The following is an 18,066-nucleotide window of genomic DNA, read 5'->3' on the forward strand; positions in this document are numbered from 1 at the left end:
TTCTGACGGAAGTCGGAGCATTACACATCGCTTTTTTTAAGCGGATTTCGTCATTCGTTTTGCCCGCTGGATGGAACGGTCAAGTGCAAGGTAAACCCCACCCGAGACACAGCAGAGGAGCCCGACGAACGCTAAGGCGAAGTCACCTTTTCCGGTATCGAGGAACAGCGATCCGAGCAGTGGTGCGGTGACGCCACCAATCAACCACTGCAGACTCGCAGCCCCGTTATACGTACCTCGTAGATGTTCCGGTGCAATCAAGGCGATGAACGTCATCTGGACAGGTGACATGATCATCTCACCAAGCGTATAGAATGCATAGATTGCAAGTAAAATCGTCACGAGCACGACATAGTTAGTTCCAAGTGAGAACAGATAAGACGGCACGAATGCAAGGAAAATCATCCCGATTCCAAAGATGGAAGCGCCGAGCAACATGACTTTTCCGAATGCCTTACCAGATAAGCGAGCAGCGATCGGGAACTGGAACAAGACGACCATGATCCCGTTCAGTGCCATCAAATAAGGGAACGGATTTTGTTTCGTTGGTAAACCTGGTAATGCTTCCTTCAAGAAAACCGGTAACATGCTCTCGACGAGGGCAAACCCCATCGAGATGAAGACACCCGCACCGATGAAGATCAGGAAGACATGATCCTTGCGCAACACGGTCAGCGGTGACAGTTTGACTTCGTCCACCTTTTCAATATACTCCGGTTTTGTCTCTTCGATGAAGAAATAAAGGACCATACCATATAGGAAAAAGACGAAGGCGGCGGAATAGAAGATGAGAGAACGGTCGATGAACAAGACGGCACTTCCGAGAAGTGGACCGAATGCCGCCCCGACGTTATGCCCCATCCGGAGCAGACCGAACGATTCGTTCAACCGTTCCGGTGGTGTGACGTCAGCGACCATCGCGCTTGCTGCCGGATGGAACAGGGAACTCGACAGACCGAGCATCGCGTTCAGGATGAGCAGTGGCCAGAAGGAATCGGCGAACGAGAAACCGATTAAGGCGATGACGTCACCGATGATCGAGAGGACCATCAGTGGTTTTCGACCGAACTTATCGGCGAAGTGACCACCGAGGACGGCGCCGACGAGTGACATGATCGGTCCGGTCGCCATGATGACACCAACCAAGAAATAGGAATCGAGTCGATCCGCATAATACAAAACTAAAAATGGTGCAATCATGAACATCATGATTCCCGTGATCGTTTCCCCGACGAACCGGATCCAGATGTTGCGATCAAGCTGTTTGAGTGCGTTAAACATAGTGAAAACCCCTTATATTTCCGTTTTTAGACAATAGAAAAGACGGATACGCACAAATATGGGCATACCCGTCCAAATATAAGAGGGCAGCATGTACGTATACGCATACGCACACCCTGCTTAATTAAAAATTAAACGATTGGGTGACGTACAGTTGTAACCGATACAAAAACAGTGTGGACAGATGTCCGAGCTTGATGGAATAGCATTGTACGTCTCCTCCTTCTGTAATAGTGAACTTCCTAGTCATCGTAATGAAAAATAGCTTGATTTGTCAACTATTAATCTGAAAATTAAGTCAATGATGTGAAATGGACGAGACTCCGAAAATTCGGTATGATAGACTAGTTGCGAAAAAGATTGATCGGACTTTTGAATATATCGGTGAAAGGAATTACCATACATGACAAACATTCTACAAACGGAAGTCGAAAAACGTCGGATTTTCGGCATCATTTCCCACCCGGATGCGGGTAAAACGACATTAACTGAAAAATTCCTTCTGCACGGAGGAGCGATCCGTGAGGCAGGATCCGTCAAAGCACGGAAAAACTCGAAATTTGCGAAATCCGACTGGATGGAAATTGAAAAACAACGGGGCATCTCTGTTACGTCTTCCGTCATGCAGTTCGAATATGACAAAAAAATCGTCTCGATCATGGATACACCGGGTCACTCGGACTTCGGTGAAGATACGTACCGGATCCTGACGGCGGTTGACTCAGCGATCATGGTCATCGATGCGGCGAAAGGGATCGAGTCACAAACGAAGAAACTGTTCCAGGTCTGCCGGATGCGCGGTATTCCAATCTTTACCTTTATCAACAAGATGGACCGTCAATCACGTGATCCACTTGAATTGATGGAAGAACTCGAAGAAGTGCTCGGCATTCCGTCGGTTGCTGTGACGTGGCCAGCTGGATCAGGTCAACAGTTCGAAGGGGTCTACGACCGCGTCAAAGGACAATTCCATTGCTTCAAGAACGATCGGAAAACGATCGAACTCGGCGAAGAAGGTCTCGCGAACGAAGAACTCGCGACGACGATCAACTCGGAAATGTACGAGACGTTGATGGATGAAGTCGACTTACTCGACGGTGCCGGAAACGAATACGATGAAGAATTGATCGCAAAAGGCGAATTGACTCCGGTCTTCTTCGGATCAGCCCTCGTCGATTTCGGTGTCACACCACTCCTTGAACATTACTTGAACCTGTCTCCTTCGCCGACACCACGTGAGTCGAACAAAGGGAAGGTCGAACCGGCGCAAGACTTCTTCAGTGGTTTCGTCTTCAAGATTCAAGCGAACATGAATCCGAACCACCGCGACCGGATTGCGTTCGTCCGGATTTGTACCGGTAAGTTCGACCGTGGGATGGACGTCGTCCTGACACGGACAGGGAAGAAAATGAAACTGTCGCAATCGACCCAATTCATGGCGGATGAGCGGGAGACAGTCAACGAAGCCTTCGCAGGTGACGTCATCGGATTGTACGATTCAGGCAACTATCAAATCGGTGATACGATCACAAACGGTGATCCATCATTGCAATACGAAGCACTCCCAACGTTCGCACCGGAACTCTTTTTGAAAGTCTATACGAAAAACGCCCTCAAGTCGAAACAGTTCCAAAAAGGTGTCGAGCAGCTCGCGCAAGAAGGTGCAATCCAGGTCTACAAGACGGAATACAACGAAATCATCCTTGGAGCGATCGGTCAACTCCAATTCGAAGTCTTCGAGCACCGGCTCAAAGGTGAGTATGGCGTGGATATCCTCAAGGATGCGGCGAACTTCCAGGTTGCGAAGTGGATTAAGCCGGCAGAAGTCGCTGCTGTCAAACAATTGACGGATTCACGGACGGTTCTGGTATATGACCGCTGGGAAAATGCCGTCTTGTTATTCGCGAATGATTTCGTCTACGAACGGTTCGTTCAGAAAAACGAAGGAACGATCACATTGGTCGATTCACCGCAACAACTGTAAGTTTTTGACGGACTACTTTTCGAAGTGGTCCGTTTTTCGTTCCTGAATTCTCGTTTGATGCTGAGCGAACGAGGGTAAAAAAAGAGCGTGTTTGAATTCATATGAAAAAGGACGGTGTCATGTGATGGCGAAACGGTTTGTTGGGGTCTATCAGGACCAATCGAGTCTGGAACGAAAAATGGAGGAATTGAAGCAACAGGGGCATCATGATTCGGATTTTTCCGTCGTCGGGCGCGACGATGCGGCAGATGAAGCATCTGGTGCAAGTTGGATTGATCAGATTAAATCAAAATTCTCTCATGAACCGCCACTCCGGGAGTCATTAGAGCGGATTGGCCATTCGGATGATGAGGCAGAACGGCACTACGCGGAAGTCGAGCGGGGCGGTCTGGCATTGTTCGTCAAGGATCAAGATCACGACCATGATCACGACCACCATCATGACCATGAGCATCATCATAATCATAATCACGACCACCATCATGACCATGAGCATCATCATAATCATAATCATGACCACGATCATCGGCATGATGACAATAAAGTCGAAAATCCGGGACATAACGCATACGAAACGGATCACAACGGGGATGTTGAGAAGAGTGACCGGGCGAAATGGAAAGCGGACGATATCGACTGAAACAATAAGTGAAGGCGTCGGAAGCGGCGCACTTCACTTTTTTTGTATTGCAAAAGCATGAAGTGAGTGGGGAAATCATCAAGGTGCTATACTAAAAGCATCGAAGAGGTGATAAGACATGAAAAAAATAGTGACAGCTCTAGCAGGGATCGGTCTTGCCAGTGCGTGGTTCATCAACCGGTACCCGGTGTTCGGTAAACGACCAAGCCAAGCGGAGCGAGGGAGTTTTGAGCGATCAGACCGTTTTATCGATGGGAAATTCAAAAATGAGACGGATTTCCAGTTGAAGATGGAATGGGACTCGATGAAAAGTATTTTAAAGGACTACGGAAGAAATATTCCGAATCTGCGTCCCGCCAAAGCATTACCGACGCTTCCGTACCAACGACGGCAAGACGATAGTGAAGCGCCGCGTGTCACATGGTTTGGACATTCGGCGTTTTTACTCGAACTTGATGGGCAAACGATTTTCTTTGACCCAATGCTCGGTCGCGCACCGTCCCCATTCCCGAAACTCGGAGCAGGGCGTTTTCAAACGACACGGACACTTGATCTCGAACGGCTTCCTTTCATCGATACCGTCGTTTATTCGCATGATCATTACGATCATCTCGACTATCCGTCGGTTCTCGCCTTGAAAAATCGAGTCGGTCGCTTCATCGTACCGCTCGGTGTCAGCAGTCGTCTCAGAGGATGGGGCGTAGCAGCGGACCGAATCACGGAACTCGACTGGCATGAATCGACACAAGTCGGTGGTATCAAACTGACAGCGGCTCCGTCACGCCATTATTCAGGACGAAATGGTCTCGATCAGTTTTCGACGCTGTGGGCGTCATGGGTCATCGAAGGCTCGCAAAAAGTCTTCTTTAGTGGCGATAGTGGATATGGTCCACACTTCAAATCGATTGGCGAACAATATGGTCCGTTTGACCTGACAATGATGGAATGTGGGCAGTATGATGTCCGGTGGTCGAATTCACATATGTTACCGGAACAGACGGTTCAAGCACATCGTGACGTCAAAGGTCGCGTTTTGATGCCGATTCACTGGTCCGCTTTCATTCTCGCGTTTCATGCGTGGTTTGAACCAGTCGAACGGTTGCTCAAGGAAGCGAAACGCGATGAGATCCCGGTTCTGACACCCATGATCGGAGAGAGTGTGACACCCGAGAGCACGACACGAAAATGGTGGCGGGAAGTGCGTTAAGAGAGCTTTTTGTTTGAAGGTATAATAACAGCCTTTCCGAATCATCTCGGAAAGGCTGTTTTTAGCTAAATGAACAGACGATCTGTTCATCCTCGACCCCTACAGAACAAGGGAAGATCCGGCAGGATCACGTATGCGAGTTGCCGCGGTTTACTTCCCGTCTAAGGAAAGCGAGGATGATGACATCGTCCGGTCGTACAATATCATTTAGCTCGCCAATCGATCCGCTTGTTTTGCGCGACGGGAACGTACTTTTTCGATGATCTCGAAACCGAGCACAAGCATCGTTCCGACGAGCAACCCATTACTGAGGAACGGACGAAGCGTCAAAGGTAGGACTTCCGCGATGACGGTCGATTGCAACAAGATACTGATGCCGATGACGGCACTGATTGCAAACGCATGGCGGCGACGACTGTTCTCCATGTTACTTTCCACTGACTGCCAGGCAATCAGGAACATATGCGGCAATGTCGCAAGCAATGCGGCACTCGCGACGCTACGCGGTAATGTCGCGATGATCCCGATCAAGCTTGGGAAGAAACCAATCAACGCGATGACGAGTGAGGCAATCAAGAACGGGCGACGTTTTCGGCTATCGGTTTGCGCGATGAACCCACTCGTGATCGGTAAAGGCACGGGAACGAGCGTCGAGAATGTAGCGGCAAGTAAGTGAATGACCCCTTCGATCGATAATCCTTGATGGAGACGTCCTTGTTTTTGAAGCGTCGCTTCGACGGCACTTAAGGCAGCAATCAAATTGACGACGAGCAAAATCGCGAACGGAATCGCGACAAGAAATGCACTGCCATCAAACTGTGGCCACCCGAAAGGTAACGCTTGCGGTGGGGCAAACAAATTAGACGACGTAGGAAGCGACGGACGGCTGACGAGCCAACCGACGATGATTCCGATCATTAAGGCAAACGGTCGCAAGCGGCTCGGGCCGAATTGACTGAGTCCGAGGACGAGTAAGAACGTGATGATGCCGGCAACGCGAGTCGCTTCAACAGCGAGGACGGCACCGAGCATGACACCTGTTAATTGAATACATAATAAGAGCAAAAACGTTCCGCTGACGAGCGGTGTGAAGACAGGCAATAAGTATTTCGTCCATCCTGTCAGACCAAGGATGATGAGGACGACGCCAGCAATGACGACAGCTGCCATCGCAATCGTAAAGGCTGTTTTTGAATCGACCGGTAAGGCGGCGATGACGACGAAAATACTGACCCATGATCCGGCAGGTCCCGAAACGATCGGAAGCCGGTGGCCGAAAGCGCCATGTAGGAAACAGGCAATCCCGCCTACAAAGAACGACCGTTGGACAAGGGCAGCTGTTTCGACCGAGGAGAGGTCGAACAGACTAGCGACGACGATTGGTAAGGCAATCGTGTTCGCGAGTAAAAAGATGATCCACTGGAAGGTAGAAGTCGTTTGTTTCATGAAAAAGCTCCTTTCTTTCACTTCAGATATTCCTGCATCATAGCATATGATTGATGTTATGATTCATATATCTTTATACATGAAAACATATGAAAGAGATGATGAATATGGATTTACGTCAGTATCGTTATTTTTGTGCGGTCGTTGAGGAACAATCCGTTACGCGAGCGGCAGAGCGCTTACGGATGGCACAACCTGCCTTAACCCAGCAAATCCGGCGGATGGAAGAAGATCTCGGGGTTCGCCTCGTCGAACGAGCAGGGCGCGGGATCCGGATTACGCTAAGCGGCAGCCGTTTATATGAACGGGCGGTTTCCTTGCTACAGTTCGAGCAAGAGACACGGATGGAAGTGAGCGACATTGAAGCCGGACGAACAGGAATTTTGCGGATTGGTGTCAACACGTTATCTGTCAGTCGTTTAGTCGACTGGATCGAACAGATGAAGCGGCGACATCCCGGCATCATCTTGCAAGTCCACCAAGGAGAATCGAGTGCGCTCATCGAACGGTTGAAGGAGCGGTCGCTTGATGCGGCTTTCGTCCGTCTCCCGATTGATGCGCAAGGGATCTCAATCGAATGGATGGAGGAAGAACCGTTTCATCAAGTGTGGCACCCGGATCATCTGACCGCGGATCTGATCATTCCGAGTCAGGAAGGACTTGGTGTCTTTCAGACGTTAAGTCAACGACTCGGTGTCGTATCGCAAGAGACCTGTTCCGACGTTTTGACGCTGATCGGACTTGTCCGCAGTGGACAAGCCGTAACCGTCTTACCTGAAAGTACGTTGCGGGAACTGGATATGACAGGACTGCAACAGACATACCTGTCGGGTGCATCAAGTACGACAGCCTTCGTTTGGTTGACCGAGACGGGACCGACGACACTGACGAAACAATTCATTGAAATCATACAAGAGACAGCAGAATAACCAAATGAATAGGATAGAAAGGAACGATCGTATGAAAACAATTCAAGGCACGTATGGGGAAGCAAAGATTTTCACGGATAACGTCGATGAGATGACGATTAAGCAAGTCACAGCCATGCTAGAGAAACAATTTGCGACAGGCAGTCGTGTCCGGATCATGCCGGATTGTCACGCTGGAAAAGGGTCCGTCATCGGAACGACGATGCATGTGACGGACGAGGTCGTACCGAATCTCGTTGGTATCGATATCGGATGTGGCATGTTATGTACACGACTTGCTGAACAAGAACCAATCGATTATGCGAAACTTGACGCGACGATTCAGCGTCTCGTTCCAAGTGGCATGTCGGTACGCCAGCAAGCCCATCCATTATCAGAACAGGTACCGTTTGATCAAGTGCTTGCACCGTTCAATGAGACACGAGCACGATTATCGATTGGCACACTCGGTGGAGGAAATCATTTCATCGAACTGAATCAGGATGCAGCGGGGCAATTGTATCTCGTGATTCATTCGGGTAGCCGTAATCTTGGTAAGACAATTGCTGAACAGTATCAAGCAGAAGCGGAAACGACGCGTTTCCAGTTTGACGCGGACCAAGTGATCGCGGAATTAAAGCAACAGGGGCGCGAGTCGGATATTCAGGCGACCTTACAGCAGTTGAAAGAACAACGATCTACGTTCAACAAAGACTTAGCATCTGTTTCCGGCGAAGCGATGAAACGCTACCTGCATGATCTTAAGATTGCGCAACGTTACGCGGCACTAAATCGGCAAGCAATGACCGAGGTCATTTTCGAGGCGATGGGGTGGACGATTGCGGATCAGTTCGACACGATCCACAACTACATCGATCTTGACGCAATGATTCTAAGAAAAGGTGCCATTTCTGCGAAAGCAGGCGAGCGGGCAATCATTCCGATGAACATGCGTGACGGCTCCTTGATCGTCGTCGGAAAAGGAAATCCCGATTGGAACTACTCCGCCCCACACGGAGCAGGACGTATCATGTCGCGGTCAAAAGCATTCAAAACAGTTAAACTGGATGCGTTCGAAAAGACGATGACCGATGTCTGGTCAAGCTCAGTCGTCGCATCGACACGTGACGAGTCGCCGTTCGTCTATAAACCGATGGACGAAATCATTCGCAATACGAAAGAAACGGTCGATGTCGTCGAAATCATTAAACCGCTATACAATTTTAAGGCGAAGTGATGAAAGGGGATCATCAATAGGCGAGGGTATTTTATGAACTATAAAGGGATTACGTTGATTCTGTTTTCAAGTGTGTTTTTGATCGCTGGCTGCACGGATGAGGTGGTCACGACGGAACAGAAAAAAAGTAGAAATTAAAACCGCTACTCATACGAATCAGAAGACGAATCAAACGAAACACCACATCTTAAATCCAGTTCAGTATGAAAAGCTGTTCAAGCATATGAATGAACACTTGAAGATGGATCAGTTTCACTTGAAGGCAAGCACGATGGGTACAGACTTCACGATTGTCGACCAATCCTTGAGTTTTGGAAAAAGACGTTGGTTGACTGTTGACGGGACGATTGACATGCCGTCGACACAAGAGGCAGTAAAACAGGTAATCCACGAATCAAAAAACGTTCCCGTTTAAAACGAGAACGTAAAGAGGACACCGCTGATTTGATTAGACCGTTCCATCCGGTAATGTCTCACCTGTCCGGCGAATCGTCGCGCCAAGTTCAGCGGCGATCGCATTGACGGCTTCTGAATCTTCGTTGACTTCACTGATCAAGATGACACCGTAATGGTCAGGATTGATCTGATTCAGCGTCCGGTTGAATAAATCAAACGATTCCCGCTCGTTCTTCTCATCCCGGTTCGCACCGATCAAATAACCAGCAACGGAACCGACGAGCATACCGAACGGACCACCGACGACACCGATCGCCATGCCGATCAATGAGCCTTTGAAGGATTGGTCCTGTTGCGTGAAGTCGATGGCATCGATGAAAGAGAAGCCCTCTGCTTCGTCACGTTTTGCGAGAACCATCTGATCCATCTCGATTTCCTTGATTGCCTCGAGATCCTTAATCATCGCAAAGCCTGTTTTTGCTTTTTCTAAATCACTAAAAATGATTGTCGTAATAACGTGCGTTGCATCGCTTTTATATTTCGCCATAATAAACGCCTCCACAAGAATCGGATATCGTACTACACTTTTTAAGTACCCTGAACATTCTAAATGGAAACGCCTGACTGGAAATATGAGAAAAACAGGACAACAGAATAATTTTCTAATATCGGCAATAAGTAAAACTTATCGAAAGTCTTTTGTTCTTTCAAATTGTAACCGAATCCATATTATACTATGATAGAACTGTACAAGTAAGCGGTATCAGGGGCTTGATGTCGTGAACACTTAAAGGGGGAATTACCATGAAGCAAACAGATGTGTCGCAAGATGTCTTTGGCGCACGCCGTTCGTTTGAAGCAAACGGTAAGAATTATCAGTACTATAGTCTTGAAAAATTGGAAGAACTCGGATTGACGGAAGTCAAACGTCTTCCATACTCGATTCGTGTCCTACTCGAGTCAGTACTTCGTCAACAAGATGGTCGTTCGATCACACGTGAACACGTCGAGAACTTGGCGAAATGGGGAACAGCTCAAGTTTCGAACGATGTCGATGTTCCGTTCAAACCGTCACGCGTCATCCTTCAGGATTTCACAGGTGTTCCAACGGTCGTTGACCTCGCGTCACTTCGTAAAGCGATGCAAGATCTCGGTGGAGACCCATCGGTCATCAACCCAGAAGTACCAGTAGACCTCGTCGTTGACCACTCGGTTCAAGTCGATGCTTACGGTTTTGCTGGTGCACTTGCAGAAAACATGGATCTCGAATTCGAGCGTAACGAAGAGCGTTACAAATTGCTTCGCTGGGCGACTTCGGCATTCGATAACTATCGTGCTGTACCACCCGCGACAGGGATCGTCCACCAAGTTAACCTCGAGTACTTGGCATCTGTCGTCCTTGAAAAGGAAACAGCAGACGGTACAGTTGATGTGTACCCGGATACACTCGTCGGAACAGACTCGCACACGACGATGATCAACGGTCTCGGCGTCCTCGGTTGGGGTGTCGGTGGGATCGAAGCGGAAGCGGGCATGCTCGGACAGCCGTCATTCTTCCCAGTACCTGAAGTCATCGGTGTACGCATCACAGGTGAGATGCACCCAGGAACGACAGCAACAGACGTTGCCCTTCGTGTAACGGAAATGCTCCGTCAAGAGAACGTCGTCGGTAAGTTCGTCGAGTTCTTCGGTCCATCACTCCACTTGATGTCACTTTCTGACCGGGCAACCATCGCAAACATGGCGCCAGAATACGGTGCAACATGTGGATTCTTCCCAGTCGACACAGAGACATTGACGTACCTTCGTCTGACAGGTCGCGATGAAGAATTGATCGAAAAAGTCGAGAACTACTCGAAAGCAAACGGTTTGTTCTACACGCCACAAAACGAAGATCCAACATTCACGAAAACAGTCGAACTCGATCTTTCGACGATCGTTCCTGCCCTTGCTGGACCAAAACGTCCACAAGACCGGATCGATTTGACGGATGTCCATACATCGTTCAAAAAAGCGTTGACGGCTCCACAAGGAAACGCTGGATTCGGACTTGCCAAAGAAGAAGCGGACAAAGTCGCTGTCGTCCAGTTCGAAGACGAAGCAGTTGAAATGCGTACGGGTGACGTGGCAATCGCTGCGATCACGAGCTGTACGAACACATCAAACCCATACGTCATGATCGGTGCGGGACTCGTCGCGAAAAAAGCGATCGAACTCGGTCTTTCGGTTCCGAAATACGTCAAGACATCACTTGCGCCAGGATCGAAGGTCGTTACGGATTACCTCGAGAAATCAGGACTCCAAACGTACCTTGACGAACTCGGCTTCAACACGGTCGGTTACGGCTGTACGACATGTATCGGGAACTCTGGTCCACTCGACCGCGCAGTCGAAGACGCAATCCTTGGTTCAGACTTACTCGTTTCGTCTGTCCTCTCCGGTAACCGTAACTTCGAAGGTCGTGTCCACCCGCTCGTCAAAGCGAACTACTTGGCTTCACCGCCACTTGTCGTCGCGTATGCACTTGCAGGAACAGTCGACGTCGATATCATGAACGCGTCACTCGGAACAGGCAAAGACGGACAAGAAGTCTTCTTCGCTGACATCTGGCCGTCACGTGATGAGATCCAAACGATCATCAATACAGTCGTCACACCAGAAAGCTTCCGTGCAGAATACGACTCCGTCTTCACAGGAAACGAACGCTGGAACAACTTGGACGTGCCAACAGGAGATCAGTATGACTTCGACGGTGAGTCGACATACATCCAAAACCCACCATTCTTCGAGAACTTGGCGAAGGAAGCTGGTCAAGTCGAAGCCCTCAACGGACTCCGTGTCTTCGGTAAGTTCGCTGATTCGGTCACGACGGACCACATTTCACCAGCAGGTTCGTTCTCGAAAACGACACCAGCCGGTCAATACCTCGTCAACAAAGGTGTTGCACCAAAAGACTTCAACTCATACGGTTCACGTCGTGGTAACCACGAAATCATGATGCGCGGAACGTTCGCGAACATCCGCATCCGTAACCAAGTCGCACCAGGTACAGAAGGTGGCTTCACGACGTACTGGCCAACAGGCGAAACGATGGCGATGTACGATGCTGCGATGAAGTACAAAGAAGATGGTACAGGTCTCGTCATCCTCGCTGGTAAAGACTACGGGATGGGTTCTTCACGTGACTGGGCAGCAAAAGGAACGAACCTGCTCGGCGTCAAAGCGGTCATCGCGGAGAGCTTCGAGCGGATTCACCGTTCAAACCTCGTCATGATGGGTGTTCTTCCACTTCAATACGTGGCAGGCACGACAGCTGAAACACTTGGTCTAACAGGTGAAGAAGCGATCAGCATCGCAATCGATGAGTCTGTTCGTCCGCGTGACATCGTCAAAGTCACGGCAACAGCGGCAGATGGAAAAGTTACTGAATTCGAAGCAATCGCTCGTTTCGATTCAGAAGTCGACATCGATTACTACCGTCACGGTGGAATCTTACCGATGGTCCTTCGTGAACGTCTCCAACAAGCGTAAGGTGTCTAATCAAAGGTGGGGGAAACCCCACCTTTTTTTGACGAGAGGAGGAAAAAGGTGAACCGATTCAAGAAATGGTTTCAACAAAAGGAGGGCCAACCGTTACCGATGCGTGATGTGACGCTTGAAGAAGTCAAACAAGCGACGCATGCCTTTGAATCCGAACTGCCAAAAGGAACGAATCGGACGGTACTTCTGGATGAGGAACAGCGAATCGACTTAAAGTTGCTAGAGTCCTATTTAAAGGCCCGCTCGACACAAGTGTTTTACATGTCCCGCGAAACATTCGCCATCATGGAAGAAGCAGATCGCGAGCTCATCTATGAGATGGATCATGTCCAGGTTGCGGTCGATCAGTATCTGCACCATCTTAAGAAATTGCCGCTAAAGGCGCATACGAAGACGATGCAGGTGGATTGTGCCAAACTTTTTCAAGAGGGGTATTTACGTGAAATGCCCCATCATAGCTATTACTTGGTCGACGATTCGCTGATCGTTTCCTTAACGCCGAAAGCGCCAAGGCTATAAGACTGGACGAACCGATGCTGATCGGTTCGTCTTTTTTTCGTTCGACCGTCAAGTTTCTGATTTGTTCAAAAGTCTGACGAATTTACTCAGAAATCGTGAATTCTTGGACAAACCCTTTGTATTTCCCCTTTAAAACCGATACGATGATAGGGAATAGAGACTTGAGCTAGGAAGGTGTACATGGCATGACGAAACGAACGAGCACGTGGATTGCAGTAGCAATCGTGGCAATGGCGATCCTCCTTGCCTACAATTTTTATCTCTTGAACAAGACGCAGACCGCAAGCGACGAAAAAGCCGCAACGGTCAAACCGTTTTATACGATGACACGCATTCAATATGTCGAGAAGAAGCTAGCGACGAAAAAAGATGAACTCGAAGCCCGGACGTATGAAGTCGTTTTTAATGACAAAGGTCATTTCCGGACGGAAGTCATCGATGGTCCATCGAAAGGCTCGCTTGCGATCTGGGATGGATCGATGTTCCGAGAGTACGATGCGACAGGCAAACTGATCAATGAGACGAAAGCCGCTAAGAGCGTCAGTGCGCCGCGTCCGTTCCTCTCACGTGGTTTCAATGAACAAATTCTTGCCTTCATCAATAAGGGCGACTTTGGTCAGGTAGAAGGGGAAGCGGACATTGCCGGGATGGCAGCAGACGTCTATGTCAAAAAGGAGCCGGCAAGCACGGTTCCGGAAGACTGGATCAAACAATACCCATCAATCTTTGATAAAGAGAACAACCAAGAACAGGCGACCTATTTTGTTGCGTCCGACCGATCTAAAGTGCTCGGTGCAGAATCGCGCAATAACGGCAAATTGTTCTACTCCGTCAAGATGAAGAGCATCGAATCGCTCGATTCCTTTGATCCGTCTTGGTTAAAAGAAAAAGAATAAGGAAATGACCGGCGATGACGCTACGAAACGGTAGCGGGCAAAGTCGGTTTTTTCGAGACGTAGGAGGTTCACCATGGAAGCATTCTCGAAAGAGGAGATGTTCAAACAAATCGAGGCATGGGAGGACGGGGCAAAGGTCGAAGAGGTCCTTGCCCTCCGGTATGCCCAAAGTAGTCGACTACTGGAAGAGACGGAAGCGCTCGTCCGTATTTTAGCGTTACTCGTCGAACACCGCTACATCATGACGGGGCGCCTTGATGCACTCTCTGAAAGCTGGATTCAAGAAATTCGTCAGCACGGACGCCTTCCCGTCCGACTTGAGCAATTGATGACAGAACAACAATTACAAAGTATATATCAACGGCTGGTCGCGCATACGTTCCCGACGATTCGCGAAACGGACAATGCGAACGCAAAACGCTCCGCGACGAACGAATTGATTTTACAAGCCAGCCAAATCGTCGAGGAGACGGATCAAGTCGTCGAGTTGACAGAACGTCTGCGCCGTTTGGACGCTGGACGCTGGACGGAGTTATTCGATGCGGGGACGGCGCTGTTACGGTCGAGCGCAACGCTTGAGCAGACGGCACAAACGTTCGTCGATAGTTTACAAGGGCGCTTCTACTCCCGAGAAGCATTCCGCGAGATGACGGAATTGAAAGCAACAACGATCCAGGACCTCAAGCGTGTCGTCGCCTTACTGCCTGTCGAAAGTAAACAGGTCGAACGATCAGCGCTCGAGGAACTCGATGCGATGATCGGGCTTGAAGACATCAAACAGCGCGTCCACCACATGTATCGCTTTTTGAAGTATCAGCAAAAACGGACGGAAGATGGCTATCGTTCGAGTGATCAACCTTCCTTACACATGATCTTCATGGGAAATCCCGGAACCGGAAAAACGACGCTCGCCCGTTTGATGGCAAAGATTTATCATGAGCTCGGACTCTTAGAGCGGCCGGAAGTCGTCGAGACGGACCGTTCGTCGCTTGTTGGCGCCTTCGTCGGTCAGACGGAAGAACAAGTCATGAGTAAGGTGCGCGAAGCCGTCGGGGGCGTGTTGTTCATCGACGAAGCCTACGCTTTGAAACGTGCCGGACAAAGCGGTAACGATTACGGTCAGGCGGCGATTGATACGCTCGTCGCCGCGATGACGAGTGGCGAGTACGCAGGTCGGTTTGCAGTCGTTCTCGCCGGTTACCCGGAAGAGATGCGCGATTTCCTGAAAGCAAACCCGGGACTCCGGAGCCGCTTCCCGGAATCGAATCACTATCTGCTCGCGGACTATACAGATCAGGAACTGCTTGCGATCGGACGCTCGATCGCGACCGCGAATGATTATGTCCTGACGGAACAAGCAGAACGCGCCTTGCTCGGTCGTTTGGAACGAGAACGGGTCGACGCGAGTTTCGGAAACGGTCGCGCCGTCCGCAACATCGTGCTCGATGCGATTTTCAAAAAAGGGGCGAGTCTAGGAGAAAGTGCGAGCCACGAGGATTTTGCCTTACTCGAGCAAGCGGATTTCGAGATGGTGCAGGAACCGGACGCGACGGTTGAGGAACGGATCGCTTCGCTCGTCGGCTTGTCTGAACTAAAAGACGAACTGAAGCAGATCGAAGCGTTATTATCGATGCAAAAACGTCGCCGGGAAGCGGGCTATCAAGTGTTGCCAGTCGAATTACACGCTGTCTTTAGCGGCAATAGCGGGACCGGGAAAACGACGGTCGCCCAGCTCTATGCCGATGTGTTACGGCAGTGCGGCTACTTGAAACGCGGACACTTAAAAATCGTCAGCCGGGCGGATCTCGTCTCGGGATACGTCGGACAGACGGCGCAAAAGACGCGCGATGCGATCCGCGACGCGCTGGGTGGCGTCTTGTTCATCGATGAAGCCTATGCCTTAAACGGCGGGGCGAACGACTTCGGGAAGGAAGCGATCGATACGCTCGTCGATGAGATGACGAAACACCAGGATAATCTCGTCGTCGTCCTTGCCGGGTATGAGCAACAGATGAACGCGTTGCTCGCCAGTAATCCAGGGTTAAAATCACGCTTCAAGCGGTCGTTCCATTTCCCGAACTATACGCCGGAAGAATTGATTACCATCATCGAAGGGTATGCGGCACGATTCGGATACGAGCTGACCGAGGACGCCCGTCAGTCGCTTTCAGAGAAAATCGATGTCGTTCCGAACGGAAATGCACGGGCTGCGATTACGATCGTCGAGCAAGCAATCGCCAAACAGTCGATGCGATTAATTGACAAAGTTAGCTTGTCCGGTTCAGAATGGTCCTATCTTGAAAAAGAGGATTTTTAAGGGGGAAGCTACATGCATACGATAGAAATACCGGTCCGCTACGCCGAGACGGACATGATGGGCATCGTCTATCATTCGAACTATCTCGTCTATTTGGAACTGGCGCGGACGGAACTGATCCAGTCCTTGGGTCTTGATTACAAGGAAATGGAAGATGCCGGTTATGTCTCCCCGGTCACGAATGTCAATCTCGATTACAAACGGTCGTTGACGTACGGTGATACGGCGATCGTCACGGTCTGGATTGATCATTATGACGGATTACGGACGATTTACGGCTATACGGTCAAACACCCGGACGGAAAAATTGCGGTCTCTGCAAAGACGACCCATGTCGTCGTCAAGAAGGAAAACTTCCGACCGATTCGTTTGCCGAAGGTATTCCCGAACTGGCATGCCATTTATGAAAAGATGAGCGAGACGGACGCAGCTCTCTTAACGGAAGCGTGATGAGAAGCAGGATCGATTATTGGAATCGGTTCTGCTTTTTCTTATAACTTACAGGTCATCCGAAAAATTAGCACTTGGTACTAATGACCGATGACAAAGCCGGAATCATTTGCGAAAATAAAGAAGCTACAGTAAGGTATGGACTAATCCATCCAGCTTAAGAAGACTCGACGGATGTGGCGATTAGCGGTAACATAGAGGAGCATAAAGGGAAGAGGGGTCTTAACATGAAGAAAATCGTAACGGTCAGTACGTTAGCGCTTCTCCTTGCAGGTTGTAATCCTGGAGATCAGCAAGCAGACGATACGACAAAAACAGAACAGAAATCAGATGAGACATCTAAATCAGACGAACAAACGAAAAACGAAGACACAGCAAAAGATACAAACAAAGAAGAAACAAACAAAACAGACGAAACAACGAAAGATGATACGTCGGAAGAAGCAAAACAAGAAGACAAATCATCCGATGAGACAACACAAGAGGATCAAGGATCTTCGGATGAGGCAGAGAAGAAGGACGATACACCAGCAACAGAAGACAAAAAGGACGAATCGGCGGATAAACCGGACAGTTCGTCCCAAGATCCGGAGCAGGAAAAACCGTCGGAACCGGAAAGTGAGACACCGGATGTCGATAAATCAGCAGAAGCAAAAGCCGATCTATCACTCGGGACGCTTGTCGTCGTCAACAAGAAGTACAGCTTGCCAATCGACTACAAGCCGTCGGATCTCGTCGTGCCGAACGTCAGCTTTTCCTATTCAGGTGTGTTAGAGCAGAGTTACATGCGGGCACCAGCTGCGAAACAGATGGAGAAGATGTTCGCGGCTGCGAAAAAAGAGGGAGTCACGTTGAATGCCGTCAGCGGATTCCGGTCCGGCGCACGCCAAAAAGTATTGTATAATAATTATGTCGCACGTGACGGTAAGGCAGCTGCCGATCAGTATTCCGCACGCCCGGGTCACAGTGAGCACCAGACCGGTCTGACATTTGATATTTCGTCACCGAGTGTCGGAAACGGATTAACGGCTGCTCTCGGTGATACGAAGGAAGGAAAATGGATCGTGAACAACGCAGCGAAGTACGGCTTCATCGTCCGCTACGACCGCGGTTTCCAGTCCCGGACTGGATACACGTATGAGCCATGGCACATTCGTTATGTCGGTGTCGATGTCGCGACGCAAATTAAAAATAACGGACAGACTCTTGAGGAATATATGAAAGTCGGTCACTAAGAGGTTGGAG

Annotated in this window: 15 protein-coding genes; 12 read left to right on the forward strand and 3 right to left on the reverse strand. The window is 49.6% G+C overall.

The features are described 5' to 3' along the window. Nucleotides 1–36: 36 nt before the first annotated feature. A complete protein-coding gene (locus tag ACRPK8_RS06000; RefSeq protein WP_432237376.1) occupies nt 37–1,281 on the reverse strand; it encodes an MDR family MFS transporter in 1,245 nt (414 codons plus the stop codon). Nucleotides 1,282–1,684: 403 nt separating this feature from the next. Here ACRPK8_RS06000 and ACRPK8_RS06005 point away from each other — a divergent pair, with 403 nt between their 5' ends. From ACRPK8_RS06005 to ACRPK8_RS06015, 3 genes are all read left to right on the forward strand, one after another. Continuing rightward, the gene (locus ACRPK8_RS06005) at nt 1,685–3,265 is read left to right on the forward strand and encodes a peptide chain release factor 3 (protein WP_432237377.1); all 1,581 of its coding nucleotides are present in this window, start codon (nt 1,685–1,687) and stop codon (nt 3,263–3,265) included. A 124-nt stretch (nt 3,266–3,389) separates the two neighbouring features. Beyond that, a complete protein-coding gene (locus ACRPK8_RS06010) occupies nt 3,390–3,905 on the forward strand; it encodes a hypothetical protein (protein WP_432237378.1) in 516 nt (171 codons plus the stop codon). Between the two features lie 118 nt (nt 3,906–4,023). Continuing rightward, nucleotides 4,024–5,112, forward strand: coding sequence for an MBL fold metallo-hydrolase (locus ACRPK8_RS06015; RefSeq protein WP_432237379.1), 1,089 nt, complete (start codon nt 4,024–4,026; stop codon nt 5,110–5,112). A gap of 207 nt (nt 5,113–5,319) precedes the next feature. On the opposite strand, the gene ACRPK8_RS06020 is transcribed toward ACRPK8_RS06015, so the two are convergent. Beyond that, a complete protein-coding gene (locus ACRPK8_RS06020; RefSeq protein WP_432237380.1) occupies nt 5,320–6,558 on the reverse strand; it encodes a purine/pyrimidine permease in 1,239 nt (412 codons plus the stop codon). A gap of 107 nt (nt 6,559–6,665) precedes the next feature. Between ACRPK8_RS06020 and ACRPK8_RS06025 the strand changes: the two genes are divergently transcribed. The 3 genes from ACRPK8_RS06025 to ACRPK8_RS06035 all read left to right on the forward strand — a co-directional run bounded on the left by ACRPK8_RS06025 (nt 6,666) and on the right by ACRPK8_RS06035 (nt 9,118). Then, nucleotides 6,666–7,487, forward strand: a complete 822-nt coding sequence (locus tag ACRPK8_RS06025) for a LysR family transcriptional regulator (RefSeq protein WP_432237381.1) — start codon at nt 6,666–6,668, stop codon at nt 7,485–7,487. 31 nt (nt 7,488–7,518) lie between these two features. After that, the gene (locus ACRPK8_RS06030) at nt 7,519–8,703 is read left to right on the forward strand and encodes an RtcB family protein (RefSeq protein WP_432237382.1); all 1,185 of its coding nucleotides are present in this window, start codon (nt 7,519–7,521) and stop codon (nt 8,701–8,703) included. 223 nt (nt 8,704–8,926) lie between these two features. Next, nucleotides 8,927–9,118, forward strand: coding sequence for a hypothetical protein (locus ACRPK8_RS06035; RefSeq protein ID WP_432237383.1), 192 nt, complete (start codon nt 8,927–8,929; stop codon nt 9,116–9,118). A 33-nt stretch (nt 9,119–9,151) separates the two neighbouring features. Here ACRPK8_RS06035 and ACRPK8_RS06040 read toward each other — a convergent pair whose 3' ends face one another. Further along, nucleotides 9,152–9,646: a hypothetical protein gene (locus ACRPK8_RS06040; RefSeq protein ID WP_023467796.1), complete on the reverse strand. Its 495-nt coding sequence runs from the start codon at nt 9,644–9,646 to the stop codon at nt 9,152–9,154. Between the two features lie 257 nt (nt 9,647–9,903). On the opposite strand from ACRPK8_RS06040, the gene acnA reads away from it, so the two are divergent. From acnA to ACRPK8_RS06070, 6 genes are all read left to right on the forward strand, one after another. Beyond that, nucleotides 9,904–12,630, forward strand: a complete 2,727-nt coding sequence (acnA, locus tag ACRPK8_RS06045; protein WP_432237384.1) for an aconitate hydratase AcnA — start codon at nt 9,904–9,906, stop codon at nt 12,628–12,630. 57 nt (nt 12,631–12,687) lie between these two features. Next, nucleotides 12,688–13,158, forward strand: coding sequence for a DUF3939 domain-containing protein (locus ACRPK8_RS06050; protein WP_432237385.1), 471 nt, complete (start codon nt 12,688–12,690; stop codon nt 13,156–13,158). 185 nt (nt 13,159–13,343) lie between these two features. Then, on the forward strand, nt 13,344–14,054 hold the full coding sequence (locus ACRPK8_RS06055) for a hypothetical protein (RefSeq protein WP_432237386.1): 711 nt from the start codon (nt 13,344–13,346) through the stop codon (nt 14,052–14,054). 73 nt (nt 14,055–14,127) lie between these two features. After that, nucleotides 14,128–16,371 (forward strand): AAA family ATPase, encoded by a 2,244-nt coding sequence (locus ACRPK8_RS06060; RefSeq protein WP_432237387.1) that lies wholly within the window; start codon nt 14,128–14,130, stop codon nt 16,369–16,371. 12 nt (nt 16,372–16,383) lie between these two features. Beyond that, a complete protein-coding gene (locus tag ACRPK8_RS06065) occupies nt 16,384–16,821 on the forward strand; it encodes an acyl-CoA thioesterase (protein WP_432237388.1) in 438 nt (145 codons plus the stop codon). 227 nt (nt 16,822–17,048) lie between these two features. Further along, nucleotides 17,049–18,056, forward strand: a complete 1,008-nt coding sequence (locus ACRPK8_RS06070) for a D-alanyl-D-alanine carboxypeptidase family protein (protein ID WP_432237389.1) — start codon at nt 17,049–17,051, stop codon at nt 18,054–18,056. The last annotated feature ends 10 nt before the right edge of the window (nt 18,057–18,066 follow it).

The sequence above is a fragment of the Exiguobacterium sp. TDN 0502 genome (assembly GCF_050846835.1).
Classification (GTDB): domain Bacteria; phylum Bacillota; class Bacilli; order Exiguobacteriales; family Exiguobacteriaceae; genus Exiguobacterium_A.

Excerpts from the sequence above, each read along its gene's own strand:
- ACRPK8_RS06000 (WP_432237376.1), bottom strand. The coding sequence starts at position 1,281 with ATGTTTAACGCACTCAAACAGCTTGATCGCAACATCTGGATCCGGTTC.
- ACRPK8_RS06005 (WP_432237377.1), top strand. The coding sequence starts at position 1,685 with ATGACAAACATTCTACAAACGGAAGTCGAAAAACGTCGGATTTTCGGC.
- ACRPK8_RS06010 (WP_432237378.1), top strand. The coding sequence starts at position 3,390 with ATGGCGAAACGGTTTGTTGGGGTCTATCAGGACCAATCGAGTCTGGAA.
- ACRPK8_RS06015 (WP_432237379.1), top strand. The coding sequence starts at position 4,024 with ATGAAAAAAATAGTGACAGCTCTAGCAGGGATCGGTCTTGCCAGTGCG.
- ACRPK8_RS06020 (WP_432237380.1), bottom strand. The coding sequence starts at position 6,558 with ATGAAACAAACGACTTCTACCTTCCAGTGGATCATCTTTTTACTCGCG.
- ACRPK8_RS06025 (WP_432237381.1), top strand. The coding sequence starts at position 6,666 with ATGGATTTACGTCAGTATCGTTATTTTTGTGCGGTCGTTGAGGAACAA.
- ACRPK8_RS06030 (WP_432237382.1), top strand. The coding sequence starts at position 7,519 with ATGAAAACAATTCAAGGCACGTATGGGGAAGCAAAGATTTTCACGGAT.
- ACRPK8_RS06035 (WP_432237383.1), top strand. The coding sequence starts at position 8,927 with ATGAATGAACACTTGAAGATGGATCAGTTTCACTTGAAGGCAAGCACG.
- ACRPK8_RS06040 (WP_023467796.1), bottom strand. The coding sequence starts at position 9,646 with ATGGCGAAATATAAAAGCGATGCAACGCACGTTATTACGACAATCATT.
- acnA (WP_432237384.1), top strand. The coding sequence starts at position 9,904 with ATGAAGCAAACAGATGTGTCGCAAGATGTCTTTGGCGCACGCCGTTCG.
- ACRPK8_RS06055 (WP_432237386.1), top strand. The coding sequence starts at position 13,344 with ATGACGAAACGAACGAGCACGTGGATTGCAGTAGCAATCGTGGCAATG.
- ACRPK8_RS06060 (WP_432237387.1), top strand. The coding sequence starts at position 14,128 with ATGGAAGCATTCTCGAAAGAGGAGATGTTCAAACAAATCGAGGCATGG.
- ACRPK8_RS06065 (WP_432237388.1), top strand. The coding sequence starts at position 16,384 with ATGCATACGATAGAAATACCGGTCCGCTACGCCGAGACGGACATGATG.
- ACRPK8_RS06070 (WP_432237389.1), top strand. The coding sequence starts at position 17,049 with ATGAAGAAAATCGTAACGGTCAGTACGTTAGCGCTTCTCCTTGCAGGT.